The sequence below is a fragment of the Mesorhizobium sp. NFR06 genome, assembly GCF_900115245.1.
In the GTDB taxonomy this organism is placed as follows: domain Bacteria; phylum Pseudomonadota; class Alphaproteobacteria; order Rhizobiales; family Rhizobiaceae; genus Mesorhizobium.
In genome coordinates this window covers 43,393-68,091 of record NZ_FOVT01000021.1, presented here as the reverse complement: position 1 = coordinate 68,091, position 24,699 = coordinate 43,393, and the positions used below count along the sequence as shown (strand labels likewise).

The window sequence follows — 24,699 nt, the reverse complement described above, 5'->3', positions numbered from 1 at the left end:
GACGGTCTTGCCAGCGCTATCGGGATCGGCGGCTTCCGCGATCTGCAGCGTCACTTCTTCCGAAGCCTCACCCCAGCACCGCCGCCGTTCTCGGGGATGAACTCGACGCCGGCCGCGATCAGCGTCTCCTGGAGGCGCGCAAGCGTGGTGGCGTTTTGGCCCGCTGCTTCGGTGGCGGGCTTTTTCATTTGCCTACGTCCGCTAACGTTTATTCGCCGCATATTCGACGTATAGGCCAGAAAACGAGCTAAGTACTTGAAAAGTCTGGTACGCCCAAGGGGAATCGAACCCCTGTTACCGCCGTGAAAGGGCGGTGTCCTAACCGCTAGACGATGGGCGCGCTCAGACGAAGCGGCTTATAATTGCGTTGTCGGTAACCGGCAACCCATCCAGCGCCAGATGCGACAACTTTTTTCAAAGGCGGCAAAAGCCGCACTTTCGGCGAGCGGCGGACGCTGCCTCCGGGTCACGTCTGACCGCGTATCCTTGGAGGTTGGCTGGAATCGCGCGGTCGTCATTATGGCGGAGCAAGGAGCGCAGCGGCGCGCACAGACCATAGAATCCATTCCGTGATGCTGACGTTCCGCAACGGTGCAGAACCTGCGCCGCTGCACTCCACGGTCAAGGTCACGGAATGGATCCTTGGGTCTACGCGTCCGCTTCGCTCCCGCTCCGCCCGTGGATGACGAAGTTCGGACGGCTTCGGCCAATCGCCAACGTCTGTGATGGCGTATTGAAACTAATGTCGGAGTCGGCGGTGATCGGCTTTCAGCCGGTCAAACCTGCGATGCCCACGAGACCAAGCCGAACGTATCAGCCGTCCTCACCGCCGCCGCTGCGCCGGCGGCAGCGCCAGTTCCAGTCGCGCTCGGGGCCGACATCGACATGGACGGATTCGGTATGGCAGTAGGTGCCGACGCCGCCGCGACCGGGCATTGTGCGGACGTAGTTCGCCAGTTCCCACTTCGACACGCCGGGCACCTGGATGTCGGCGGCGGCGCAGTACATGTGCAGCGAATTCTTGGCGCCGTTGGCGCGCCGGTTGCGGGACGGATCGCGGTAGCCGGAGGTGACAATCATCTTGCGGCCGAAATGGCCCTCGATCGTCTTCAGCACCCGCACCAGCGACGGCTTGAGGCAGGCGACGTCGACGCTTTCGTTCTGTTTCAAAAGGCCGTTCGGCGCGAGCCTGGCCATGCCGGCGGCCGATGCCACCTGATAGGAACCGCCGCCCTCATCCTCGTTGAGGTCGACGTCGCTCTCGTCGTCGATGCCGGACTTGCGCTTGATCTCGAAGAGGGCAGTCTGGCGCACGCCGGGCAGGGCGTCGGCGCCGGTGATGTGATTGCTCGGATCGTCGATCGAGGCCAGTTGCACCGGCTTTTCAGCCGGTGTCGCCGAAGCCAGCGTCACGATCGGCTTGGCTGGCGGCGGCGTGGTCCTGGCCTGCACGGCGGGCTGGTTGTCGGAGCGCGCGTTGTTGACCAGCGGGGCGGGCGCGGCGGAAGCCGGCGTGGTGCTGAACAGCGAGGCGAACAGGCCCTTCTTCGGCGCGGCGATCTGCGGCTGCGCCGGCTCGGCCGCCGTTACGTAGACGCCGCTGCTCATGGCTTGCATGGTCGCCTGAGCCTTTGACGCGACCGCGGCGGCATCGCCGGCAGCGGCTTGCTGAGCGACGGCCTGCGTCTGTTCCGCTGTCTGCGTCGGCTGAACCAGCGGTTGCGGTGTGTTGCTGGCAATGGTGGCGGCGCCAGCGGGCACGGCCACGGCAGGGAAGGCGGCTTGCGGCCGCGTCTCCGGCAGGTAGGCGACCTTTTCAGGCAAAGGCGCGTCGCCTTCGCTCATCACGGTCGATGCCGACTCCGGGGTGGCTGATGCTGCCTGAATCGTCGAATCGGCCACAGTTGCGGTCTTGGCGCTGGATGTCGCGCTCATTTCGCTGGCGGTTGAATTGTAGGCGGGGGAGACGACCGACATGGTCGGGTCCCCGGTCGACGTGCAGGAGGCCAGAAGCACGGAGAAAAGTGCTGCCGCAATGCTGCGACTTTCCCCTCGTGCAAGACGCCAACCTGCTGATTTCAAAATAAATTCCCCCTCGATATCCGGTCGGTTCGTCACCGCTGCGCCACTCCAGAACCGCGCCGCGATAACCCTCCTGTTCCCAACCGGAAACGGGACATGTGTCGAATCTGCAAGCCTCGGAATTATTCTGCTTCGGCAGGTGATTTGAGGCCGTGAAACGATTGACGCAACCATTTCGCCCTGTTTTGGCGGCCCGTCAACTCACCAGACATTACAATCCGTTACACACGCACCTTGACATAGGTGCCCGGCGCATCTCCCAAAGTTTTCATATGCTTGCCAGGTTTGCGGGCGGGTACGCGGATGTTGTCCTGGTTCTCGATCCAGTGCTGCCAGTGCGTCCACCAGGAGCCTGGGTGCTCGTGCGCATTGGCAAGCCAGGCGTTGAAGTCGCCCACCGGCTTGCCGCCGGTCCAGTACTGATATTTCTTGGCGGCTGGCGGATTGACGACGCCGGCGATATGGCCGGATCCCGCCATCACATATTCGACATCGCCGCCGAAAAACTGCGATCCCAGGAACACCGAGAGCGCCGGCGCGATGTGGTCCTCTTTCGTGGCCAGGTTGTAGACAGGGATGGTGATGTCGGCCAGCGAGACGACGCGCCCGGCGAGCTCCATCACGCCGCGCGAGAGATTGTTCTCGAGATAGCAATTGCGCAGATAGAAGGAGTGATTGGCCGCCGCCATGCGCGTGGAATCGGAATTCCAGTAGAGCAGGTCGAAGGGCAGGGGCTCCTTGCCGCGCATGTAGTTGTTGACGACATAAGGCCAGATCAGGTCGCCCGAGCGCAGCATGTTGAAGGCGGTCGCCATCTTGGTGCCGTCGAGATAGCCTTTCTCGTTCATCGAGCGTTCGACGGCGGCGACCTGGTCTTCGTCGACGAACACCTTGAGATCGCCGGCATGGGTGAAGTCGACCTGCGTGGTGAAGAAGGTGGCCGATTTGATGCGATGGTCGCCCTCCTGCGCCAACAACGCGAGCGCCGCGCCGAGCAGCGTGCCGCCGACGCAGTAGCCGATGGCGTTGACCTCCTTTTCATCGGTCGCCTTCTCCACCATGTCGAGACCGTACTGCAGGCCTTCGCGGATATAAGCCTCCCAACCCTTGGCGCCGTGGCGTTCGTCCGGGTTGATCCAGGAGATGACGAAGACGGTATGGCCCTGCTCGATCGCCCAGCGGATAAAGGATTTTTGCGGGTTGAGGTCGAGGATATAAAACTTGTTGATCCATGGCGGGCAGATCAGCAGTGGCCGCTTCAGCACCGTCTCCGTCGCCGGATCGTATTGGATGATCTCGGCGACATCGCTGCGGCCGATGACCTTGCCTGGCGTCGTCGCGATGTTCTTGCCGATTTCGAAGGGCGAGTAGTCCGCCTGGCGCAGCTTCAGGTCGCCGCGGCCGGCGGCGATGTCCTCGGCCAGCATCTTCATGCCGCGCACCAGATTCTCGCCATTGGAGGCCACGGTCTCGCGGAACAGTTCCGGATTGGTCAGGATGAAGTTCGACGGCGCGATCGCGTTGGACACCTGCTTGACGTAGAAGCTCGCCTTGTGGCGGGTGTGCTCGTCGAGGCCCTCGGCGTGCTCCACAAGCTCGTTTGCCCAGCGCGAGGTGACGAGATAGGCCTGCTTCAGGAAGTCAAAAAAGGCGTTGCGGCCCCATTCGGGATCCTGGAAGCGCTTGTCGCCACGCTCCGGCTGGACCGCATCGTCGGGCTTTTCGGCGTTGGGCGTGACCTTCTGGATGGCGTTCGCCCAGACCGTCATATAGCCGGCGAAGAGTCGCGTCTGCGCTTCCAGGGCGCGCTGCGGATCGCCCAGCCAGTATTCTGAGAGCTTGGAGAAGGTCTTGACCATGTCGACGACCGGTTCGGCGACATGATCGCGCACTTCACCTTTCTCGCGCGGCTCGGCCCAGGCGGAAGCCGCCTTGCCGGCCTGCTCGACCATGCGCGCCATGTTCAAGGCGAAGCGCTCGGGATCCTTCACGAGATATTGCTCGATGGCCGAAGGTCCGCCATTTTCCGCTTTGTCCGAATCGTCAGGTTTGGACATGGTTCGCGGGGTTCCTCCCGGAGCGTTTTCTTGACATATTACCATGGGACATCTGACCGGGTCCAATTCGCTCTAACCCGGCTGCCAGGAAAACAATATGACGATTAATGTCGGCGGGACTTTTTTTCTAGGCGCGGGTTGGATTTGCCGCATGGCGGTCGTGGCGGGGCTGGCCGGCGCGCTGCTATCCGCCGGCGGCTGCACCAGCACCGGCACGAACAGCGCGGCGCCGACGGCCTTGACCGAGGGTCCGAAGGACACCGGCTCCTATCCGAACCTCAACGTCCCGCCGCAGGTGGCCGCCAAGCAGCTCACCAAGGAGGAGACCGCGGCTAACCTCGCCCAGCTCAAGGCCGAGCAACAGGCGCAGCTTGCCAAGGGCGGCGGCGCCAAAGCACCGGCGAATTCGGCGGCGCTCAACACGCTCGCCAGGACGCATGGCGGCGATACGCTCAAGCAGATCGAGGGCAAATGCGACCCGACCCTCGACCCTAACTGCAATTAGGTCTATATCGCGCGCCTAACCCTGATGGTCTGGAACTGAAATGGAAGAATTTCACAAGGTCCGCCGGCTTCCGCCTTACGTGTTCGAGCAGGTCAACCGGCTGAAGGCCAGCGCCCGCTCGCGCGGCGCCGACATCATCGACCTTGGCATGGGCAATCCAGACCTGCCGACGCCGAAGGCCATTGTCGACAAATTGTGCGAAGTGGTGCGCGATCCGCGCACCCATCGCTATTCGTCCTCGCGCGGCATTCCGGGCCTGCGCCGCGCCCAGGCGAACTATTACCAGCGCCGTTTCGGCGTGAAGCTCAACCCCGACACCCAGGTGGTCGCGACCCTGGGCTCGAAAGAAGGCTTCGCTAACATGGCGCAGGCAATTACGGCGCCCGGCGACGTGATCCTGTGCCCCAATCCAACCTATCCGATCCATGCCTTCGGCTTCATCATGTCGGGCGGCGTCATCCGCTCGCTGCAGGTCGAGCCCGATGACCGCTTCATTCCGGCGGTCGAGCGCGGCATCCGCCACTCGATCCCGAAGCCGCTGGCGCTGATCCTCAACTATCCGTCGAACCCGACGGCGCTTGTCGCCTCGCTCGACTTCTACAAGGATGTGGTCGCCTTCGCGAAGAAGAACGACATCATCATCCTGTCGGATCTTGCCTATTCCGAGATCTATTTCGACGGCAATCCGCCGCCTTCGGTGCTGCAGGTGCCGGGCGCAATCGATGTCTGCGTCGAATTCACCTCGATGTCGAAGACCTTTTCCATGCCCGGCTGGCGCATGGGCTTCGCGGTCGGCAACGAGCGGCTGATTTCGGCGCTGACGCGGGTGAAGTCCTACCTCGACTATGGGGCCTTCACGCCGATCCAGGTTGCGGCGGCGCATGCGCTGAACGGGGACGGCGCCGACATCGAGGAGGTGCGCGAGGTCTACCACAAGCGGCGCGACGTGATGGTCGATTCCTTCGGCCGCGCCGGCTGGACGATCCCCGCACCTGCGGCTTCGATGTTCGCCTGGGCGCCCATCCCGGAGCAGTTCCGCCATCTCGGCTCGCTCGAATTCTCCAAGCTGCTGATCGAGCATGCGGATGTCGCGGTGGCGCCGGGCGTCGGTTTCGGCGAGCATGGCGACGACTATGTGCGCTTGGCGCTGGTCGAGAACGAGCACCGGATCCGCCAGGCGGCGCGCAACATCAAGCGCTTCCTGGCCTCGACCGCCAAGCAACCCAACAATGTGGTGCCACTCGCCGCTCGCCGTTGAGTCTGCCTGACATTTTACACCTGACATTTTTCGCTAGTTGAGGGGCGTCGCCGGACATGGCTGAAGCGTTGCGTGTTGGAATTGCCGGCCTCGGCACCGTTGGCGCCTCGGTGGCGCGCGTGCTGCGCGACAAGGCGGCCGAGCTTACCCGCCAATGCGGCCGCGACATCGTCGTAACGGCCGTCTCGGCCCGCGACCCGAAGCGCGACCGCGGCATCGATCTGAGCGCCGCGAAATGGTTCGACGATCCGGTCAAGATGGCTGAAAAGGCCGACATCGATGTCTTCGTCGAGCTGATCGGCGGCGACGAGGGGCCGGCGCGGCTGTCGGTGAAGGCGGGGCTCGAGGCCGGGCGCCATGTCGTCACCGCCAACAAGGCGCTGCTTGCCAAGCACGGCGTGCAGCTGGCCGAGATCGCCGAGAAGAAGGGCGTGCTGCTCAACTACGAGGCGGCGGTGGCCGGCGGCATCCCGGTCATCAAGACGATGCGCGAGGCGATGGCGGGCAACGCGGTGACGCGTGTCTTCGGCATCCTCAACGGTACCTGCAACTACATCCTGACCCGGATGGAAGCCGAAGGCATCTCCTTTGACGCCTGCCTGAAGGACGCGCAGCGGCTCGGCTATGCCGAAGCTGATCCGACCTTCGACATCGAGGGCCACGACACGGCGCACAAATTGTCGATCCTGACCAGCCTTGCCTTCGGCACCAGGATCGCCGCCAACGACATCTACATGGAAGGCATCTCCAACATCACCCAGGCCGACATCCGCGCGGCCGGCGATCTCGGCTACCGCATCAAGCTGCTCGGCGTCGCGCAGCGCACCGACAGCGGCATTGAGCAGCGCGTCCATCCGACGATGGTGCCGACGGCTTCGGTCATCGCGCAGGTGCATGGCGTCATCAACGCGGTGGCGATTGAGACCGACATTCTGGGCGAGCTTCTGCTTTCCGGCCCGGGCGCCGGCGGCAACGCCACCGCGTCGGCGGTGATCGGCGACATTGCCGACATCGCCAAGAGCCGGCCTGGGTTCCAGCACGCTCCGGTGTTCGGCTGGCCGGCAAAGGAACTGAGGCCTTACAAGAAGGCGCGGATGCGCAGCCATGCCGGCGGCTACTTCATCCGTCTTACCGTGCATGACCGCACCGGTGTCTTCGCCGCCATCGCCAAGCGCATGGCCGACAACGACATCTCTCTGGAATCGATCGTGCAGCAGGCGGCCGGCGCCGAAACACAGGCGCAGAAGACAGTGATCCTCGTCACCCATGAGACGACGGAAGCGGCGGTGCGCAAGGCTGTCGAAGGCATCACCAAGGACGGTCACCTGACCGACAAGCCGCAGGTGATCCGCATCGAGCGGGCGGAATAAGCGATACCGATTCCGTCTTCAATCGATTGATTTTGCTGCGATTTCAAAAATTGACGGGGCAAGTCTTGCCGTTGTCACGGAGCTTTGCCAGAAGAAACGCGCCTCTGGCGGGAGGCGGATCAATTCCGGACGAAAACCGTTAAACAGTTTTCCGGGAATTGCTCGCAGCAAACAGTCAACGAGGAAAGCCTATCCATGAACATGGCCCAGAACATCGCCGCCGGCCTCGACCGGATCCTTACCATGGAAGTCGTGCGCGTGACCGAGCGGGCGGCCGTCGCGGCGGCAAGACTGCGCGGGCGCGGCGACGAGAAAGCCGCCGACCAGGTGGCGGTCGACGCGATGCGCCAGGAACTCAACCGGCTGGCCATCAAGGGCACCGTGGTGATCGGCGAGGGCGAGCGCGACGAGGCGCCGATGCTCTATATCGGCGAGGAGGTCGGCACCGGCAAAGGCCCGGCCGTCGACATCGCGCTCGATCCGCTCGAGGGCACGACGATCTGCGCCAAGAACCTGCCCAATGCGCTTGCCGTCATCGCGATCGCGGAAAAGGGCAGCCTGCTGTTCGCGCCCGACGTCTACATGGACAAGATCGCCATCGGCCCGGGTTATCCGGAAGGCCTGATCGACATCGACGCTTCGCCGGCCGAGAACCTTGCCAATCTCGCCAAGGCCAAGGGCGTGGCCGTTTCCGACATCACCGCCTGCATCCTCGACCGGCCGCGTCACGCCAAGCTGATCGACGCCGTGCGCACCACGGGCGCCGCCATCCGGCTGATCGGCGACGGCGATGTCGCCGGCGTAATCCACACCACCGATCCGGACGAGACCGGCATCGACATCTATCTCGGCACCGGCGGCGCGCCGGAAGGCGTGCTGGCGGCGGCTGCACTTCGCTGTACCGGCGGACAGATGCAGGGCCGGCTGATCCTCGACACGCCCGAGAAGGCGGCGCGGGCCGAAAAGATGGGCATTTCCGATCCGAAGCGGGTCTATCGCGCACAGGACATGGCGCGCGGCGACGTGCTGTTTGCCGCAACCGGCGTCACCGACGGCAATCTGCTCGACGGGGTGAGGTTCGGCCGCACCTTCGTCACCACCCACACGATCGTGCTGCGTTCGTCCTCGCGCACGGTGCGCGAGATCAAGGCGCGCCACCAGGATCTGGATAAGTTCTGATTTCGCCCCGTTTGGCCCGTTTCGGCCTTTTCCTGGAATTGCCCTGGACCTCGCATGTTGATATCTGCGCAAGGATGATGTGCAGACGGCGCGTCGCATGACGGGCGAGAAACGGTTCTTCCTCGATGTCAGGCAGTCGGCGACCGGTGTTTCCTGGGAACACCGGCTGACCGAGCGGCAGGACATGGCCGCTTTGGCCATAGCGCAGGGCCACGGCGTACCCGATATCGTGGCGCGCGTGCTTGCCGGGCGCGGCGTCGGCGTGGAACAGACCGAGCGCTTCCTCGACCCGACCATTCGCGAGCTTTTGCCAAATCCGGCATCGCTGACCGATATGGAGAAGGCGGCGGCGAGGCTCAGCGATGCGATCGTCGCCCAGGAAAAGGTGGCGATCTTCGGCGATTACGACGTCGACGGCGCGGCCTCCTCGGCGCTCATCAAGCGCTTTCTCACGCATTTTTCGGTGCCGTGCGAAATCTACATTCCGGACCGCATTTTCGAAGGCTACGGACCCAATCCGGAAGCGATGCGGGAGTTGATTGCGCGCGGCGCGAAGCTGATCGTGACCGTGGACTGTGGCACCAACAGCGCGACCTCGATCGAGGCGGCCAAGCAAGCCGGCGCCGATGTCGTGGTGCTCGACCATCACCAGGTCGGCGGAGCGCTGCCGGCGGCCGACGCGGTGGTCAATCCCAATCGCGAGGATGACCTGTCGGGGCAGGGGCATCTGTGCGCCGCCGGCGTCGTGTTCCTCTGCCTGGTGCAGACGGCGAAGGTGCTGCGCGAACGACTACCGAATGCCGCGCCGCCAGACCTGCTTTCGCTACTCGATCTCGTCGCGCTGGCGACTGTCTGCGACGTGGTACCGCTGACCGGCGTCAACCGCGCCTTCGTGGTCAAGGGGCTGCAGGTGACGCGCCAGCAGAAGAATGAGGGGCTGGCGGCGTTGGCGCGGGTCTCGCGCATCGGCGAGCCGATCAACACCTTCCATCTCTCCTTCCTGATCGGCCCGCGCATCAATGCCGGCGGGCGCATCGGCGATGCCGCGCTCGGCAGCCGGCTTTTAGCCACCGACGATCCCGTCGAGGCGGCAAGCATTGCCGAGACGCTCGACCGGCTGAACCAGGAACGGCAGCAGATGGAGCAGGAGATGCTCGCGCAGGCGCGCGCCGAGGCCGATGCGGAGCTTGCCGGCGGCAATGGTCCCGCCGTCATCGTCACCGCCAGCAACACCTGGCATCCGGGCATCGTCGGGCTGATCGCTTCGCGGCTCAAGGACCATGCCCGCCGGCCGGCCTTTGCCATCGCCTTCAATTCGACCGGCATCGGCACGGGCTCCGGGCGCTCGGTAACCGGGTTCGATCTCGGCCGGCTGGTGCGCGAGGCGGCCGATGCCGGGCTGATCGTCAAGGGCGGCGGCCACGCGATGGCCGCGGGCATCACCGTCGAGCGCGCCAGGCTCGGCGAATTGCGCGCCTTTTTCGAGGAGCGCGCCGCGGCAGACGTGTCCCGGCTGCACAATGAGGAAAGCCTGGCGATCGACGGCGCGCTTGCCGCCGAAGGTGCCACGATCTCGCTGCTCGATGCGCTGGAGAAAGCCGGGCCGTTCGGCGCCGGGCACATCGCGCCGGTGTTCGTGCTGCCGCGCCACCGGCTGACCGACGCGCGTGCGATCGGCACCAATCACATTCGAGTGGACCTGCAATCGCAAAGCGGCGGCAATATCCAGGCCATCGCGTTCCGTGCCGTCGACACGGCGCTTGGCGAATTCCTGTTCAGGAACAGGGGCAAGACCGTGCATATCGCCGGCTCGCTGTCGGGCAATTACTGGAACGGCAACCGCACGGTGCAGTTCCGCATCAGCGATGCCGCGCTGGCCTAGAGCAGGTCAGTGGTTCACTGAATCGCCGAACTGCTCTAACTATTTGTTTTTACGCGATTCCGGACGGAAAGGCGCGCTGCGCACTTTTCCTGCAATCGCTCTAATGGCGATCCGGGAAGTTCACACGAGAACGGACTGCAGCCGGGTCAATTCGCCGATCTGCGACATCGTCGCCTGGTAGCCGATGCTGATCGCCTCGTCGGCGCGGTGGAATTCCGTCAGGCCGATATGACTGAGTTTCGGCTGCAGCGACATATCCGGCGGATCGCCGGCGAGCCTGGCGCGTGAAATCCGGTCCTGGATGATGTTGAAGGCCTCCACCATCACGCCGGTGATGCCGAGGCGCGTCTGGTGCGACTGCGGATTGGGGTGGCCGGGGCGCGGTGCGTCGTTCTCGACAACCAGTTCGCCGGCGCTGTGCTTGATGACGGCAGCGCGTCCGAACAGGTCGTAATGCAGGTTGACCGCCACGACGAGCGGCTGCTCGTAGGCACGGCAGACCGAGACCGGCACCGGATTGACCAGCGCGCCGTCGACGAGCACGCGGCCATTGCAGGCCACCGGCTCGAAGACGCCCGGCAGCGCGTAGGAGGCGCGCATGGCGGTGACGAGAGAGCCGCTCGACAGCCAGATTTCGTGGCCGGTGCGGATTTCGGAAGCGACGGCGACGAAGGGTTTCGACAGGTCTTCGAAGCGGGCGCCGTCGAGGTGCTCGCGCAGGCGCTGATCGAGCCTCATGCCGCCGAACAGGCCGCTGCCGCGTAGATTGAGATCGAGAAGGCCGAAGATGCGCCGCTTGGTCAGGCTTCTGGCGAAGTCCTCCAGTTCGTCGAGCTTGCCGGCAAGATAGCAGCCGCCGACCAGCGCGCCGATCGAGGTGCCGGCGATCATAGACACTTCGATGCCGGCCTCGTCCAGAGCGCGCAGCACGCCGATATGGGCCCAGCCCCTGGCGCAACCGCCGCCTAGCGCCAGTGAGATCCCGGCTCTGCCGCCGGGGTTCGGGTCTGACGAGCCGCCGGAGGATGCTGGGCCGTTGGCCTCCCGAACATCAGGTCTGCTGCGCAATGACGCCCATTCGAGCATCATGATCTCCCTTGTCCCATATCCCTTCTATCGCAAGGATATTTGAGAATGGTGAATGTGGGTGTTTTGTGAATATTGAATGGTTCACACCGGCTTCCGATACGTCTCTTGCGTATCGAACAGCGGCTTGCTGCCGTCGTCGGCAAGCGTCGCCTTGCCGTCGTTCAGTCCCACCGTCCGATAAAAACAGGAACGCCGTCCCGTGTGACAAGTTGCGTCGTGGCCCAATACTTTGACGCGCAACCATATCGCGTCCTGGTCACAATCCGTGCGCATCTCGACGACGTGTTGGAAATTGCCCGAGGTCTCGCCCTTCTTCCACAGCGCGTTGCGCGAGCGCGACCAATAGTGGGCAATGCCGGTCTCCAGCGTTAGCGCCAGCGCCTCGGCATTCATATGCGCGACCATCAACAGCATGCCGTCGCCGGCATCGGTGACGACGACGGTGACGAGGCCCGCGGCGTCGAAGCGCGGAGAAAGAACGGTGCCTTCCTCCAGCGCTTTCTTGTCTGACAGGGCTTCGGGGAATTTCATCGCCGACATCGCCGGTCCTTATGTGTCTGGGCCGGCGACGGCCGGCAAATCAGCCGCCGGCGCGCACCATGGTGACGAAGCGAACCTGCTCTTCGGGGGTATCCTTGAAGACGCCGGTGAAGGTCGAGGTCAGCGTCGTCGAGTCCTGCTTGCGAATACCGCGCATGGCCATGCACATATGCTCGGCTTCGAGCATGACGGCGACACCGCGCGGATTAAGCACGTCCTGGATGACGCCGGCGATCTGCGCAGTCATCGCTTCCTGCGTCTGCAGGCGGTGGGCGAAGATGTCGACGACACGCGCGATCTTCGACAGGCCGACGACCTTGCCGTCCGGCAGATAGCCGACATGCGCCCTGCCGATGATCGGCACCATGTGGTGCTCGCAATGCGAATGGAATTTGATGTCCTTGACGATGACGAGGTCGTCATAGCCGGCCACCTCCTCGAAGGTGCGGCCAAGCTCGTCGGCCGGGCACATGTCATAGCCGTTGAACATTTCGCGGAAGGCTTTGGTGACACGCTTTGGCGTGTCGATCAGGCCTTCGCGGTCCGGATTATCGCCTGTCCAGCGTAAAAGCGTGCGCACGGCGGCCTCGACCTCGGCTTCGCTCGGCCGGTCGGTGACCGGCTTTTCCAAATACTCGGACGGGGGCATGATTTTCTTGATGACGGCATCCATAAAGGCGTCTCCCGTAGCCCCACTCAAAGGTGGGACGAGTTGAACGGACCACGACCTTTTGGGTGAAAATCGCCCATTTCCATCCCGCAAGCGGCGTGAACATATGGGCTCGCACGGCGGCATGTGATTGCCTTGTCGATGCCCGACTGCCACCATTATATATGGTTGAGCAGAGCGAAAGGAAGACGCGAGAGCGGCAAAGCCTGTTCGCTGGGCGGCGACAGATTGGAAAAATATGATCGACGATGTCTACAATGCGAAAATTCTCGGTTTCGCGGGAAATATAGGGCGGATCGGCCGGCTCCACGATGCCGACGCGACGGCCAGGGCGCATTCCAAATTGTGCGGCTCGACGGTGATCGTCGACCTCAAGATGGACGGCGACGTGGTGACCGATTTCGCCCACGACGTGAAGGCCTGCGCGCTCGGCCAGGCCTCGTCGTCAATCATGGCCCAGCATGTGGTCGGTGCCCGCGCCGACGAGTTGCGCGCCGTGCGCGAGACCATGCTGAAGATGCTCAAGGAGAACGGCGCGCCGCCGGAAGGTCGTTTCGCCGATTTGAAATATCTGGAGCCGGTGCGCGACTACAAGGCGCGCCATGCCTCGACCATGCTGACCTTCGACGCCGTGGTCGATGCGATCGGCCAGATCGAGAAGAAGCGCGCCGGACAGGCGGCTTAGGGATAGCGGTTAGGCCGCTCCCCTGGTCAAGGCGAATTCGCTTCGGACCCAGTCGGCGAACGCCCTGGAGGGTTCCGGCAGATCCCGCAAGCTACGGGCCACGAGCCAATAGGCGCCGGAAGCGACATCGATATCGAACGGCTTGATCAAGGTGCCCGACGCGAGTTCTTCGCCGACCTGCAAGAGATCGCCGAGCGCTACGCCGTGGCCGAGCAGCGCGGCCTGCTTCGAAAGCGAGATGTCGGCCAGCATCGGGCCCCGCGGGGGTATCGCGTCGGCGGGCACGCCTGCGGCCTGGAACCAGCGCGCCCAGCCTTGGCGGTTTTCCTCATGCAGCAGGGTGTAATGGCGAAGGTCGATCGGCTTTTCCAAGGGAGGGCCCGATGCCAGCAGCGCCGGCGACAGAACCGGAGAATCGACAGTCGAGGCCAAGCGCTCGGCCTCGCTGCGAGGCCACGACGTGGCGCGCGCGCTGAAACGCAAGGCGATCTCGGGCTGATCGCTGCGGAACTCGATCGGCCGCGGATCGACCTCGAGCGACACGTCGATGTCGGGTCGCAACTGACGAAAGCGATTGAGCCGCGGAACCAGCCATACCGCGGCAAGCGATGGTTCGACGCTCACGCGGACCACCGATTGCGCCGGCGAGGTCGTAAGCTCCGAAAGCACCCGGTCGATGTCGTCGAAGCTTCTGACCAATCGGTCGAGGAGCCGATGCCCCGCATCCGTCAGTTCGACGCGCCGGTGGAGGCGCAGAAACAGCGGCCGGCGCAAGAAGGTCTCGAGCTCGCGGATCTGGCGGCTGATCGCGGCCTGGGAGACATAAAGCTCCTCTGCCGCCCGGCTGAAGCTCAAATGCCGGCCGGCCGTCTCGAAGCTCCTGAGCGCCGTGAGCGGCAGCCGTCCTCGCTTCATTCGCATAACCTCAAGTTATCCGAAGTGGAATTTATACTCGTTTGAAGACGAAGGCCAGCGGCAGTGTAATCGGTGCTCAAAGGAGCACTGCCATGAACCAGTTCCTGGCCATTTTGAACGACGTCATGCGGATCGCCACCTTTCAGTGGCACGGCGGGGCCTCGAAAGGCGGTGGTTGCCATGGGCATCGAGATGCTTCCTGCCACCATGTCCCGCTTACCGACAGACATCCCATTCGGCGCTCCAGGCCCTGAGGGTAAAAAGCATTGCGTTCGGCACCGGAAGCCCACATCTATCGCGCAGTGAAACAGGCTGTGGAGACAGATGGGCGACCGTTCTGGGCATACACATGGCGTCCGTCCGGTCCAGCGCGGACGCAACTGGCCGGGGCCTTGGCGCAAAACGCCGGGCCGCGTGCTCGGCACGTCGCTGGTGCGCCTTTATCAACTGACGCTCTCCGGCTTCATCGGCAACAGTTGCCGGCACCTGCCGACCTGTTCCGAATATGCGCATGAGGCGATCGCCCGGCATGGCCTGTGGGCCGGCGGCTGGATGGCGCTGTTCCGGGTCTCGCGCTGCGGTCCGTTCGGAACGCATGGTATCGACCGCGTGCCGGAGACGCTTGCCGCACGCTATGTCTGGTTCACGCCCTGGCGCTACTGGCGGATCGGCAAGAAGAACGGCCAATCCGAGATCTGATCGCCGCGCGATCACGATCGAATTTTTACGATCCGTTAGGGTTAACGCGAAGCTGCATAAACACTGCGAATTTGAGACAAAATCGAGACAAGTCGCCTCGCTAAGCCGCTGCCTGTAATCCCGTTCAGGAGTGACTTCGCCATGCGCCAGTTCGACCGCTATCCCTTCATTTTTGCCGTCGTCCTTTTCCTTCTGGCCTGGATGCTGGGCCTGCCGGTGCGGGCGCAATCGGCGCCGCTCGAGGACATCCACTGCACGCTGATCCAGGATCAGGTCAGTGGCGCCACGCTTTTCCAGGACGGCGTCTGCGACAAGCGTGTCAGCCCGGCCTCGACGTTCAAGGTGCCCCTGGCGCTGATCGGCTACGATGCCGGCATCCTGAGCGACCAGCACACGCCAAGCTGGGACTACAAGCCGGAATTCAACGCGGCAAAGCGCGACCGGAAGACCGTCGATCCGACGATATGGGAACGCGATTCCATCGTCTGGTACTCGCGGGAGATCACGCGGCGACTCGGCACTGAAAAGTTTGCCGGCTATGTCTCGAAATTCGGTTATGGCAACAAGGATGTCTCGGGCGATGCCGGCAAGGACAATGGGCTGACGCAGTCCTGGATAAATTCATCGCTTGCGATATCGCCGGTCGAGCAGACCGCCTTCCTGCGTGAACTGCTTGCCGGGAAGATGCCTGTCTCGGCGAAGGCGCATGAGATGACCAAGACGATCCTTCCGACCTTCGCGGCAGGGGATTGGACGGTACAAGGCAAGACGGGCAGCACCAGGCTCGGCGCCGACGGCAAGCGCTCGCTCGGCTGGTTCGTCGGCTGGGCCGAGAAGAATGGCCGCCGCATCGTCTTTGCCCGGCTGATCATGGATGCCAAGCGTACCGACAGGCCGAAGGGCCTCGCAACGCGGGCGGGGTTCCTGAAGGACCTGCCGCAACTGGTGAAGTAACTTCTCTCAGGCGCTGCGGCGGGCGCGCAGGACGTGGCCGCCGGAATTGCTTCGGGTGCCGGGGGACCTGGCAAAGCGGGGGGCGATCTCGCCACTTTCGAGATCCTCGATTTCGTCGAAGCCGAGGTTGGTGAGCGACTTCGCCAATTCATCGGGAACGAAGAAGCTGATCCAGGGCTCGCCGATGGCTGCGACGCGCGCCGCATAGAAGGCAAGCGCGGCCTGTCCCACGCCGTCGCGGTTCTCGGCCGGTTCGCTGTAGTCGAACACCACCTCGGAGCCCGGAATGCCGGCAATATAGGACAGCGTGGCGAAGATCGCATCCTGCGTCAGATAAGGCACGACGCCCAGCCACATGAAGAAACCCGATTCGGTCGCTTTCAGGCCCGCGGCGGCCAGTTCTTCGGCCAAGCGCTGCCTCTCGAAATTGACCGGCACGAAGATTGTGCCGGGCGGTTCGGCCAGACCGGCCTCGGCCATGCGCTGGCGTTTCCAGGCCTGTGTCGCCGGATGATCGACCTCGAACACCGTGACGCCGGGATATCGATTGCACAGCGAAAACGTGTCGAGGCCGGCGCCGAGCACCCCGACCTGGCGGATGCCACGCCGCACCGCCGCAGCCAGCCAGTCCTCGGCGAGGCGGGCGCGCGCGGCCACGAACAGGCGCATGCGACGGCTATGCTCGTCTTCCTGCTGGAGTTCCTGCACGCCGGGCGCGGCATCGCCCAGAATTGCGCTCGCATAGGGATCGCGAAACAGAGCGGCTTGTGGCGAAAACTGGTGCAACGCGCGCAAGCGCGCGACGCGCAGGGCGGTTCGGCTGGGTGATGCATCTTCCATCGCACAATCCAAATCTGTCCCGCCATTCTTCGCAAGCCTTGGCGACCGGCTTGCGACGTCGCTGGCGACATTTCCTGACGGGCTGCTCTTTACCTGACGCCACGCTGCCTCTAAAACCGCGCGCGCCGGCATCGTCCATATAAACGGCGCCTCCGGCTAACCCTCTGCATGCTCCAGCGCATTCCTGCGACATGCATTTAACCACCCGCGCTCGTTTGCGGGACTGGATAGGAGAAGTTTGATGCTGAATTCCGTTTCCCTGACGTTTCCCGATGGTTCGGTCCGCGAGTACGACGCGGGGATGACCGGCGCCGGCCTTGCCGAATCGATCTCCAAGTCGCTCGCCAAGAAGGCTGTCGCCTACAGCCTCGACGGCACCCTTTGCGATCTTTCCGATCCGCTCGGCAAGTCGGGCAAGGTCGAGATCATTACCCGCGAGGATCCGCGCGCGCTGGAACTCATCCGCCACGATGCGGCGCATGTGCTGGCGGAGGCCGTGCAGGAATTGTGGCCGGGAACGCAGGTGACCATCGGACCGGTGATCGAGAACGGATTCTATTACGACTTCGCGCGCAACGAACCGTTCACGCCGGACGATTTCCCGGTGATCGAGAAGAAGATGCGCGAGATCATTGCGCGCAACAAGCCGTTCACCAAGGAAGTCTGGTCGCGCGAGAAGGCGAAGAAAGTCTTCGCCGACAAGGGCGAACGCTACAAGCTCGAGCTGATCGATGCCATTCCCGAGGATCAGGATCTGAAGATCTATGCGCAGGGCGACTGGTTCGATCTCTGCCGCGGTCCGCATATGGCCTCGACCGGACAGATCGGCAACGCCTTCAAGCTGATGAAGGTGGCGGGCGCCTACTGGCGCGGCGATTCCAACAACCCGATGCTGACGCGCATCTACGGCACCGCCTTTGCCGACCAGGCACAGCTCGAAGCCTATCAGAGATTGCTCGAAGAGGCCGAAAAGCGCGACCACCGCAAGCTCGGCCGCGAGATGGACCTGTTCCATTTCCAGGAAGAGGGACCGGGCGTCGTCTTCTGGCACGCCAAGGGCTGGAAGATGGTGCAGAACCTGATCAATTACATGCGCCGCCGCCTCGACGAGCACGGCTACCAGGAAGTCAATGCGCCGCAGGTGCTGGACAAGAGCCTGTGGGAGACGTCGGGGCACTGGGGCTGGTATCGCGACGCGATGTTCAAGGTCACGGTCGCCGGTGACGACACCGACGACGACCGCATCTTCGCGCTGAAGCCGATGAACTGTCCTGGCCACGTTCAGATCTTCAAGCATGGGTTGAAATCTTACCGCGAACTGCCCGTCAAGCTTGCGGAGTTCGGCAATGTGCACCGCTACGAGCCGTCGGGCGCGCTGCACGGGCTGATGCGCGTGCGCGGTTTCACGCAGGACGACGCGCATATCTTCTGCACCGAGGAGCAGCTGGCGGCAGAATGCCTGCGCATCAACGACCTGATCCTGTCGACCTATGCCGATTTCGGCTTCGACGAGGTCAGCGTGAAGCTGTCGACGCGGCCGGACAAACGCGTCGGCACCGATGAAGCCTGGGACCATGCCGAGGCGATCATGAGCAATGTGCTGGAGACGATCCGCACGCGCTCCGGCAACCGCATCAAGACCTCGATCAATCCCGGCGAGGGCGCCTTCTACGGGCCGAAATTCGAATATGTGCTGAAGGACGCCATCGGCCGCGAATGGCAGTGCGGCACCACGCAGGTCGATTTCAACCTGCCGGAACGTTTCGGCGCCTTCTATATCGGCTCGGATTCGGAGAAGAAGCAGCCGGTCATGGTGCATCGCGCGGTATGCGGCTCGATGGAGCGGTTTCTCGGCATCCTGATCGAGAACTATTCCGGCCATTTCCCGCTGTGGTTCGCGCCGCTGCAGGTGGTGGTGGCGACGATCACCTCGGATGCGGACGAGTACGCCGTGAAAGTCGTCGATCGGCTGAAGGCCGCGGGGTTGCTCGCCGAAGCCGATTTGCGCAACGAGAAGATCAACTACAAGGTGCGCGAGCATTCCCTGGCAAAGGTGCCGGTCATCCTCGTCTGCGGCAAGCGCGAGGCCGAAGAGGAAACCGTCAATGTCCGTCGGCTGGGTTCCCGCGACCAGGAATCGCAGAAGCTCGACGATGCGGTGACGGCCCTGGCCGACGAGGCGGTCTCGCCGGACCGCAAGCGTCGCGCCGCCTGATATACCGGCACTCCCCTAAGATGGCGGTGGTGCGTCCACCGCCATTTTCATACGCCTGTCACGCCAACGCTGTAACGACCCCACATGCTCAAGTTGAAACTGCGGGAAAGACGGTTTCCCGAGCTCTCCTACGCCAACGCGCATCAACCCGTGCTGACGCGCTGGTTCATCCATTCCGTCGAGGGCCTGTCGGGTCGCGACCGCTTTGCCGTGCTTTATGACTTCTGGCGCCGCCAGGTGGTGCCGACCGGCGACCGCGTGTTCAGCCGCATGCTGGAACTGATCGACGTCAAGGTGCGCAACACCGTTCAGTGGCCGCCGGCAACGTTGCCGGACACGCCGCTGGTCATCGTCGCAAACCACCCCTTTGGCATCGGCGATGGCATTGCGGTGCTGTCGCTCGCCGAGCAGCTCGGCCGGCCGTTCCGGGTGATGATCCACAAGGATCTGCTCCGGATCCGCGAGATGGAGCCCTATTCGCTGCCGATCGATTTTTCCGAGACCAAGGAAGCGCTGAAGAACAATTTGGCGGTGCGCCACGAGGCGGTGCGGCTGTTGAAGGAAGGCGTCACCATCGTCGTCTTCCCGGCCGGCGGCGTCGCCACGGCGCCGAAGGGTTTCGGCCGCGCTATCGACCTGCCGTGGAAGATGTTTCCGGCCAAGCTCATCCAGGACGCCAAGGCCTCGGTCATCCCGATGCATTTCTCCGGCCAGAACGGCCGCCTGTTCCATCTCGTCAGCGGTCCGATGAACATGGCCGAGCGTGACAACCGCCTGGCGAAGTTCATCGGCAAGGCATCGCTGACGCTGCGCACCTCTTTGCTCATCCGCGAGTTCGCCCGCCTGTCGGGCAAGGCCATCGAGGTGCGCATCGGCGACGTGCTGAGATGGAGCGACCTCGAACCCTTGCGCGACCGCAAGGCGCTGCTCGATCGCCTCTACCGCTCGGTCTTCGACCTGGCGACGCCTGCCGGGCAGCGGGGCCGCCTTGTGCCGTTCCTGCCAAGGCGGACGCGCAAGGCGGCTTGAGTTAAGACGACTAGTCCGCGCCTTCCTCGGGGTCGATGGCCGACGATTCATTGGCCACGACCTCGATTTCCTGGTTCTGGCCGGCAACGACCGTGAAATCCTTCTGGTAGATGCGGTCGCGGTTCTTGGCGATGATGGTGTACTGGCCCTCGGCCAGCACCATCGAGGCGAAGGCGCCGACCGCTTCCTTGATCGGATCGCCGCTCTCGTTGAGCAGCGACCAGGACGTGTCGGCGATGGCCTCGCCGCCGGGCTCGCGCACCAGCTTCATCGTCATCTCGGCCGCGCGGTGCTCGACGGTCGCCTCCGTCAGCTTGCCGGCCTCGACGCGGATGTCGGAGCGGATCACCGCATTGACCGCGCCATAGGTCGAAACGACGTGGTAGGTGCCGGCATTCAGCCGCACCACGGTGTTGGGCGCGACGTCGGGGGCGATCAGCGCGCGGTCGCCATTGGCCGCGGCCTGGCCCTCATAGATCGAGAAGCGCAGTTTCTTCGACGGGATGGGCGCGCCGCCCGACGTCACTGCGTCGAGCTTCAGGCCGCCGGCGTCGAGCACGAGGCTTTCGCGCCTGGCCTCCTTGCCGACGGTGATGCGCTTGGTGGCGCCGGCCCGTCCATAAGAGGCATGGACGAGGTAGCTGCCGGGGTCGAGCTGGAACACGGCCGTGCCGCCATGCGCGGATGCGACCATCGGCAACTTGCCGTCGCTGGCCGGCCCCGGCTTGAAGACCCGCCAGACGATGCCGCGGGTGATGTCCGCGCCCTTGTCGGTCAGTTGCGCCGAAAGCGTGATGGCGCCGCCATTGCCGAGCGCCAGCGGACCTTCGGTCTTCGGCGTCGCGTAGCTCGAAATGCCTGGAAGCTTGATGTCGCCGATATCGTTGGCGTTCTGGGCCAGCGCGAAGGAAACCGGCACCGCGAACAACGCAGCGACGAGTGCCATCACGAAAAGGCGCAGGATCCCCTCAAACATGCCTTGCGTTGAAGCCCAAGGCGGTGGCAATTTCAAGGCCTAGGAGTGCGTTGCTTTTCCCCAGCGCTTCTTATCCGGCGCAAAACGCCATCGCCCGAGCCGCCCGACCTCCCGATGGCGTGCTTCAGCTCAAAATCGAATGCCTTCCAGGAGACTTGCGCCCATGGCGTCGCCGATCATCGACTTCCTGCTCACCCGCAATTCCGCGCCGATCCCCGACCTCAAGGAGCCGGCGCCTAGCGATGCCGAGATCGCGACGATGATCGCGGCGGCCTCGCGCGTTCCCGACCACGGTCGGCTCGAGCCCTGGCGCTTCATCCTTTACCGCGGTGAGGCGCGCGTCGCGATCGGCAAGAAGCTGGCAGCACTTGCCGAGCAGCGCGAGGGGCCGCTGCCGGAGGGACGACGCAACCAGGAACTGGCGCGTTTCTCGCGCGCGCCGCTGGTGATCGGCGTCGTCTCGGTTCCAAAGGACAGTCCGAAGATCCCGCAATGGGAGATGTTCCTGTCGGGCGGCATGGCCGCGATGAACCTGATGATCGCGGCCAACGCGCTGGGCTATGGCACCAACATGATCAGCAACTGGTATTCCGACGTCCCGGAGGGCAGGGCGATCCTGGGGCTTTCCCCGCAGGAGCGGGTCATCGGCTTCGTCCATATCGGCTCCTATCAGGGGCCGGCGCCGGAACGGCCACGGCCTGACCCGGCGAAGCTTTATGCCGATTACACGGGGCAGTGGGCGGGATGAGCGGCCTACGGCCGCGAAGGGGCGCGGCGTGGCTCACGATCCTTTGAAGGCCGCGGGATGGAAGGATTGGAGCGGCGCGCGGTCATGACCGCACGCACATAGCCCGGCTCGCCGATCCGGATGCTGCCGTCGGGAAGCCCCAGGATGCGGTCGAGCGCGATCTCGTAGAGCCGGACGCGTCTCTCCAGGGCTTCGATCGCGATGTCCATATCGGCGTCGCTGCCACTGGCGAATGCCTTGGCGATCACATCGTGCGTGGCCATGCCGAACTGCATGACGATGTCTGCGACGCCTTCCGGATCGAAGGTGCGGAACGTTCCGTCTTGGACACCCTGCCTGATGATCTCGACCAGAACAGGTGAAAAGGACGAACTGGCCGCTTGGTTGATGCGATGGAAGAGCACCAAGTTTTCCGGGCGAAAAAGCGTCTCGAACAAAGCCCAAGCGTCGGCTGCGGTATCGATCTTGGCCTGACGTGACGTGGCCATCAGCGCATTCAGACGGCCGAGCGGGTCGAGGTCCGGATCGTCGAGCACTCCCTGCACGCCGGCAAGCGCCTGTTTCGCGAAACGCTTGGCGAGCGCCTCCAGGAGAGCCTCCTTGGAAGCAAAGTAGTGATAGAAGGCGCCCTTCGAGATGCCGGCGGCGGCGATGACGTCGTTGAGGCTCGCTCTGTCGTAGCCATGCGTCAGGAACAGGGCCTGGGCACGGTCCAGCAATTCTTCGCGCCTGAGTTCCGGATGCTTGATGATGCGGGGCATAACGAAACCTTGTGCACGCGGTGGCCGTTCCCGTCCAGATGCCTGAAGGTCGAGTGGGCTTGAGAATAGACTGCTGGTCGGTATAATAGACCGCTGGTCTACCGGCCAAGAGCGGCTGGGTATGTCACGGAAGGTTGGTCATGATCTCGAGATTGGTTGTCCAGACATTCGTGTGGTTCGGCGTCATGGGTGCGCTGCTTTTTTTGTCGGCAGGCACGCTGCACTGGACCGGAGCCTGGGTGTACACGGTCGTGATGGTCGGGCTGAGCCTTACCATGGGCGTCGCCCTCGCCAAGCGCGATCCAGGCCTGATGAACGAGCGCCTCCGCCCTCCGATCCAGAAGACCCAGACCGCTGCCGACAAGCTTTTGCTGAGCATATTGCTGCTCGGCATCTTCGCCTGGCTGGCGCTGATGGGGCTCGATGCCCGTTTCGGCTGGTCGGCGCTTCCCCTGTGGGCGCAGGTCGCCGGCGCGCTCGTCCTGCTCGTCGGCATCTGGATCTGCTATCTGACGATGCTGGAAAACAGCTTCGCGGCGCCGGTCGTGAAGATCCAGGACGAGCGCGGCCAGAAGGTGATCACCACCGGTCCGTACAGCTACGTCCGTCACCCGATGTATGCGGGCGCCATACTTTATTTTGCCGGCACGGCGCTGCTGCTCGGCTCGTGGTGGGGATTGGTATCGGTCCTCGCCTTCATCGTGCTGCTCGCCATCCGCACCTTCATCGAAGAAAAGACGCTGCGCACCGGCCTGCGCGGCTATGACGACTATGCGGCGAACGTTCGCTACCGGCTGATCCCGATGGTCTAGTAGCGGATCAGGCGGAAATGCCAGCCGCCCTGGCACGCGCGAGCAGCCGCTCGGCCAGCCGCAGGTGCGGCCGGTCATACATCTTGCCGTCGATGCCGACGACGCCCGGGTTTCCCGCCGCCGCGAAGGCGTCGACGATCGCCTGCGATCGCTCGACCGCCTCGGCGGACGGCGTGAAAGCCGCGTTGATGACCGGCACCTGTGCCGGATGGATCGCCATCTTGCCGGTGAAGCCGTCACGCTCGGCCTCCCTGCACTCGGCCTCGAGACCGGCCATGTCGCGAAAATCCGGGAACACGGTATCGATTGCCGCGACCTCGGCCGCTGCCGCTCCCAGAATGGTCATGGTGCGCGCCAGGCGAAACACGTCGGTGTAGCGGCCGTTTCCGCCGCGGGCCGAGCGCGCGCCGATTGCCGCCGACAGGTCCTCCGCGCCCCAGGTCAGACCGGCCAGTCGCGCACTCGTCCCGGCATAGCTTGCCGCCGCCAGCACGCCTGCCGCGGTTTCGGTGATGATCGGCAAGACCCTTATACCGCCGTCCTGCAGCCCGTTTTCGGCTTCGTGGACGCGAAGCTTCGCCGCCAGTTGCTGGACGTCCTGACCGCTGTTCGACTTGGGCAGCATGATGCCGTCGGGCTTCACCGGGACGAGGACCGCGAGGTCTGCGTCGGTTAGGCCGGTCGAAAGGTCGTTGACCCGCACATAGATGGCGGAACCCGTCTGGCGTCGTTGGCTAGAGATGAAATCCGCCGCGGTCGCGCGCGCCGCCACCTTGTTGGCGGCGGCAACGGAATCCTCAAGATCGACGATGACCACGTCGGCGCCGGCCCCGAACCCTTTTTCCAGCTTGCGTTCGGAATCGCCGGGCACGAAGAGCAGTGAGCGCATCAGGCAGCCTTCTTCAGCATCATCGCCTGCCTGGTGCACTTGGCAACGAGAACGTCACTCTGATTGTAGGCGCGGTGCTCGAACTCGACGATGCCGCGATCGGGTTTCGACTTGGATTCGCGCACGGAGACGACCGTCGTCTCGACCCGGATGGTATCGCCGTGGAAGACGGGGTGCGGGAACACCGTTTCCTTCATGCCGAGATTGGCGACCGTCGTGCCGACAGTGATGTCGTTCACGGAAATGCCGATCATCAGGCCGAGCGTGAACAGCGAATTGACCAGCGGCTTGCCCCATTCTGTTTTCGCGGCGAAGTCGAAATCGATGTGCAAGGGCTGCGGGTTCAGCGTCATCACCGAAAACAGCATGTTGTCGCTTTCGGTCACCGTCTTGCGCAGCGTGTGATGGAAGACATGGCCGACGACAAACTCTTCCAGAAATAGCCCGGCCATGGTCGATCTCCTCAATTCCCTGCTTGATAGGCGTTGGTTGCGGCGCCATCAAGCCGGTTAAGAAACATGGTGAACCGTTCGTAAACCATTTC

General features: G+C 63.8%; 24 protein-coding genes and 1 tRNA gene. 12 read left to right on the top strand and 13 right to left on the bottom strand.

The genetic code is table 11. From position 1 onward, the window contains the following. Positions 1–50: 50 nt before the first annotated feature. From F3H96_RS26905 to phaC, 4 genes are all read right to left on the bottom strand, one after another. Positions 51–188, bottom strand: a complete 138-nt coding sequence (locus tag F3H96_RS26905; RefSeq protein ID WP_348530094.1) for a hypothetical protein — start codon at positions 186–188, stop codon at positions 51–53. Positions 189–265: 77 nt separating this feature from the next. Then, a tRNA-Glu gene (locus F3H96_RS26900) sits at positions 266–340 on the bottom strand. Positions 341–813: 473 nt separating this feature from the next. Then, on the bottom strand, positions 814–1,977 hold the full coding sequence (locus tag F3H96_RS26895; protein WP_188131549.1) for a YcbK family protein: 1,164 nt from the start codon (positions 1,975–1,977) through the stop codon (positions 814–816). Between the two features lie 326 nt (positions 1,978–2,303). Next, a complete protein-coding gene (gene phaC, locus F3H96_RS26890; protein WP_149804693.1) occupies positions 2,304–4,139 on the bottom strand; it encodes a class I poly(R)-hydroxyalkanoic acid synthase in 1,836 nt (611 codons plus the stop codon). Between the two features lie 151 nt (positions 4,140–4,290). Here phaC and F3H96_RS26885 point away from each other — a divergent pair, with 151 nt between their 5' ends. The 5 genes from F3H96_RS26885 (at position 4,291) to recJ (ending at position 10,333) form a co-directional block, all read left to right on the top strand. Beyond that, positions 4,291–4,644 carry a hypothetical protein gene (locus F3H96_RS26885; RefSeq protein ID WP_244620165.1) on the top strand — a complete coding sequence of 118 codons (354 nt, stop codon included), beginning with the start codon at positions 4,291–4,293 and terminating at the stop codon, positions 4,642–4,644. A 40-nt stretch (positions 4,645–4,684) separates the two neighbouring features. Next, positions 4,685–5,902 carry an LL-diaminopimelate aminotransferase gene (locus F3H96_RS26880; RefSeq protein ID WP_149804692.1) on the top strand — a complete coding sequence of 406 codons (1,218 nt, stop codon included), beginning with the start codon at positions 4,685–4,687 and terminating at the stop codon, positions 5,900–5,902. 56 nt (positions 5,903–5,958) lie between these two features. Continuing rightward, positions 5,959–7,272 carry a homoserine dehydrogenase gene (locus tag F3H96_RS26875; protein WP_149804691.1) on the top strand — a complete coding sequence of 438 codons (1,314 nt, stop codon included), beginning with the start codon at positions 5,959–5,961 and terminating at the stop codon, positions 7,270–7,272. Between the two features lie 195 nt (positions 7,273–7,467). Continuing rightward, positions 7,468–8,451, top strand: coding sequence for a class II fructose-bisphosphatase (gene glpX / locus F3H96_RS26870; RefSeq protein ID WP_149804690.1), 984 nt, complete (start codon positions 7,468–7,470; stop codon positions 8,449–8,451). Positions 8,452–8,548: 97 nt separating this feature from the next. After that, positions 8,549–10,333, top strand: coding sequence for a single-stranded-DNA-specific exonuclease RecJ (gene recJ / locus F3H96_RS26865; protein ID WP_149804689.1), 1,785 nt, complete (start codon positions 8,549–8,551; stop codon positions 10,331–10,333). A 120-nt stretch (positions 10,334–10,453) separates the two neighbouring features. On the opposite strand, the gene F3H96_RS26860 is transcribed toward recJ, so the two are convergent. The 3 genes from F3H96_RS26860 to folE form a co-directional block, all read right to left on the bottom strand. After that, positions 10,454–11,419: a patatin family protein gene (locus tag F3H96_RS26860; protein WP_149804688.1), complete on the bottom strand. Its 966-nt coding sequence runs from the start codon at positions 11,417–11,419 to the stop codon at positions 10,454–10,456. An 84-nt stretch (positions 11,420–11,503) separates the two neighbouring features. After that, entirely contained in the window at positions 11,504–11,962 is a 459-nt protein-coding gene (gene hisI, locus F3H96_RS26855) for a phosphoribosyl-AMP cyclohydrolase (protein WP_149804687.1), read from the bottom strand. A 40-nt stretch (positions 11,963–12,002) separates the two neighbouring features. Beyond that, positions 12,003–12,635 carry a GTP cyclohydrolase I FolE gene (gene folE / locus F3H96_RS26850; protein ID WP_149804686.1) on the bottom strand — a complete coding sequence of 211 codons (633 nt, stop codon included), beginning with the start codon at positions 12,633–12,635 and terminating at the stop codon, positions 12,003–12,005. A gap of 235 nt (positions 12,636–12,870) precedes the next feature. On the opposite strand from folE, the gene F3H96_RS26845 reads away from it, so the two are divergent. Then, entirely contained in the window at positions 12,871–13,317 is a 447-nt protein-coding gene (locus tag F3H96_RS26845; protein ID WP_149804685.1) for an iron-sulfur cluster assembly scaffold protein, read from the top strand. A 9-nt stretch (positions 13,318–13,326) separates the two neighbouring features. Here F3H96_RS26845 and F3H96_RS26840 read toward each other — a convergent pair whose 3' ends face one another. Beyond that, a complete protein-coding gene (locus F3H96_RS26840) occupies positions 13,327–14,232 on the bottom strand; it encodes a LysR substrate-binding domain-containing protein (protein WP_149804684.1) in 906 nt (301 codons plus the stop codon). A gap of 324 nt (positions 14,233–14,556) precedes the next feature. Here F3H96_RS26840 and yidD point away from each other — a divergent pair, with 324 nt between their 5' ends. Both yidD and blaOXA read left to right on the top strand, forming a co-directional pair. Beyond that, positions 14,557–14,931 carry a membrane protein insertion efficiency factor YidD gene (yidD, locus tag F3H96_RS26830; protein WP_149804682.1) on the top strand — a complete coding sequence of 125 codons (375 nt, stop codon included), beginning with the start codon at positions 14,557–14,559 and terminating at the stop codon, positions 14,929–14,931. A 141-nt stretch (positions 14,932–15,072) separates the two neighbouring features. After that, positions 15,073–15,885, top strand: coding sequence for a class D beta-lactamase (gene blaOXA, locus F3H96_RS26825; RefSeq protein ID WP_149804681.1), 813 nt, complete (start codon positions 15,073–15,075; stop codon positions 15,883–15,885). A gap of 6 nt (positions 15,886–15,891) precedes the next feature. Here blaOXA and F3H96_RS26820 read toward each other — a convergent pair whose 3' ends face one another. Continuing rightward, positions 15,892–16,857: an SAM-dependent methyltransferase gene (locus F3H96_RS26820; RefSeq protein ID WP_244620164.1), complete on the bottom strand. Its 966-nt coding sequence runs from the start codon at positions 16,855–16,857 to the stop codon at positions 15,892–15,894. Between the two features lie 109 nt (positions 16,858–16,966). Between F3H96_RS26820 and thrS the strand changes: the two genes are divergently transcribed. Both thrS and F3H96_RS26810 read left to right on the top strand, forming a co-directional pair. Next, positions 16,967–18,940 carry a threonine--tRNA ligase gene (thrS, locus tag F3H96_RS26815; protein WP_149804680.1) on the top strand — a complete coding sequence of 658 codons (1,974 nt, stop codon included), beginning with the start codon at positions 16,967–16,969 and terminating at the stop codon, positions 18,938–18,940. Between the two features lie 84 nt (positions 18,941–19,024). Beyond that, positions 19,025–19,969 (top strand): lysophospholipid acyltransferase family protein, encoded by a 945-nt coding sequence (locus F3H96_RS26810; RefSeq protein ID WP_149804679.1) that lies wholly within the window; start codon positions 19,025–19,027, stop codon positions 19,967–19,969. A 10-nt stretch (positions 19,970–19,979) separates the two neighbouring features. Here the strand turns inward: F3H96_RS26810 and F3H96_RS26805 are convergent, their stop codons facing one another. Next, positions 19,980–20,945, bottom strand: coding sequence for a hypothetical protein (locus F3H96_RS26805; protein ID WP_149804678.1), 966 nt, complete (start codon positions 20,943–20,945; stop codon positions 19,980–19,982). Positions 20,946–21,108: 163 nt separating this feature from the next. Here F3H96_RS26805 and F3H96_RS26800 point away from each other — a divergent pair, with 163 nt between their 5' ends. Then, positions 21,109–21,693, top strand: coding sequence for a nitroreductase (locus tag F3H96_RS26800; RefSeq protein ID WP_149804677.1), 585 nt, complete (start codon positions 21,109–21,111; stop codon positions 21,691–21,693). Between the two features lie 5 nt (positions 21,694–21,698). Here the strand turns inward: F3H96_RS26800 and F3H96_RS26795 are convergent, their stop codons facing one another. Then, the gene (locus F3H96_RS26795; protein WP_149804676.1) at positions 21,699–22,454 is read right to left on the bottom strand and encodes a TetR/AcrR family transcriptional regulator; all 756 of its coding nucleotides are present in this window, start codon (positions 22,452–22,454) and stop codon (positions 21,699–21,701) included. Positions 22,455–22,594: 140 nt separating this feature from the next. Between F3H96_RS26795 and F3H96_RS26790 the strand changes: the two genes are divergently transcribed. Then, positions 22,595–23,266 (top strand): isoprenylcysteine carboxylmethyltransferase family protein, encoded by a 672-nt coding sequence (locus tag F3H96_RS26790; protein WP_149804675.1) that lies wholly within the window; start codon positions 22,595–22,597, stop codon positions 23,264–23,266. Between the two features lie 7 nt (positions 23,267–23,273). Here the strand turns inward: F3H96_RS26790 and F3H96_RS26785 are convergent, their stop codons facing one another. Beyond that, the gene (locus F3H96_RS26785; RefSeq protein WP_149804674.1) at positions 23,274–24,155 is read right to left on the bottom strand and encodes a CoA ester lyase; all 882 of its coding nucleotides are present in this window, start codon (positions 24,153–24,155) and stop codon (positions 23,274–23,276) included. Next, positions 24,155–24,607: a MaoC family dehydratase gene (locus tag F3H96_RS26780; protein ID WP_149804673.1), complete on the bottom strand. Its 453-nt coding sequence runs from the start codon at positions 24,605–24,607 to the stop codon at positions 24,155–24,157. Before F3H96_RS26780 ends, F3H96_RS26785 begins: the two co-directional genes overlap by 1 nt. Positions 24,608–24,699: the final 92 nt, after the last annotated feature.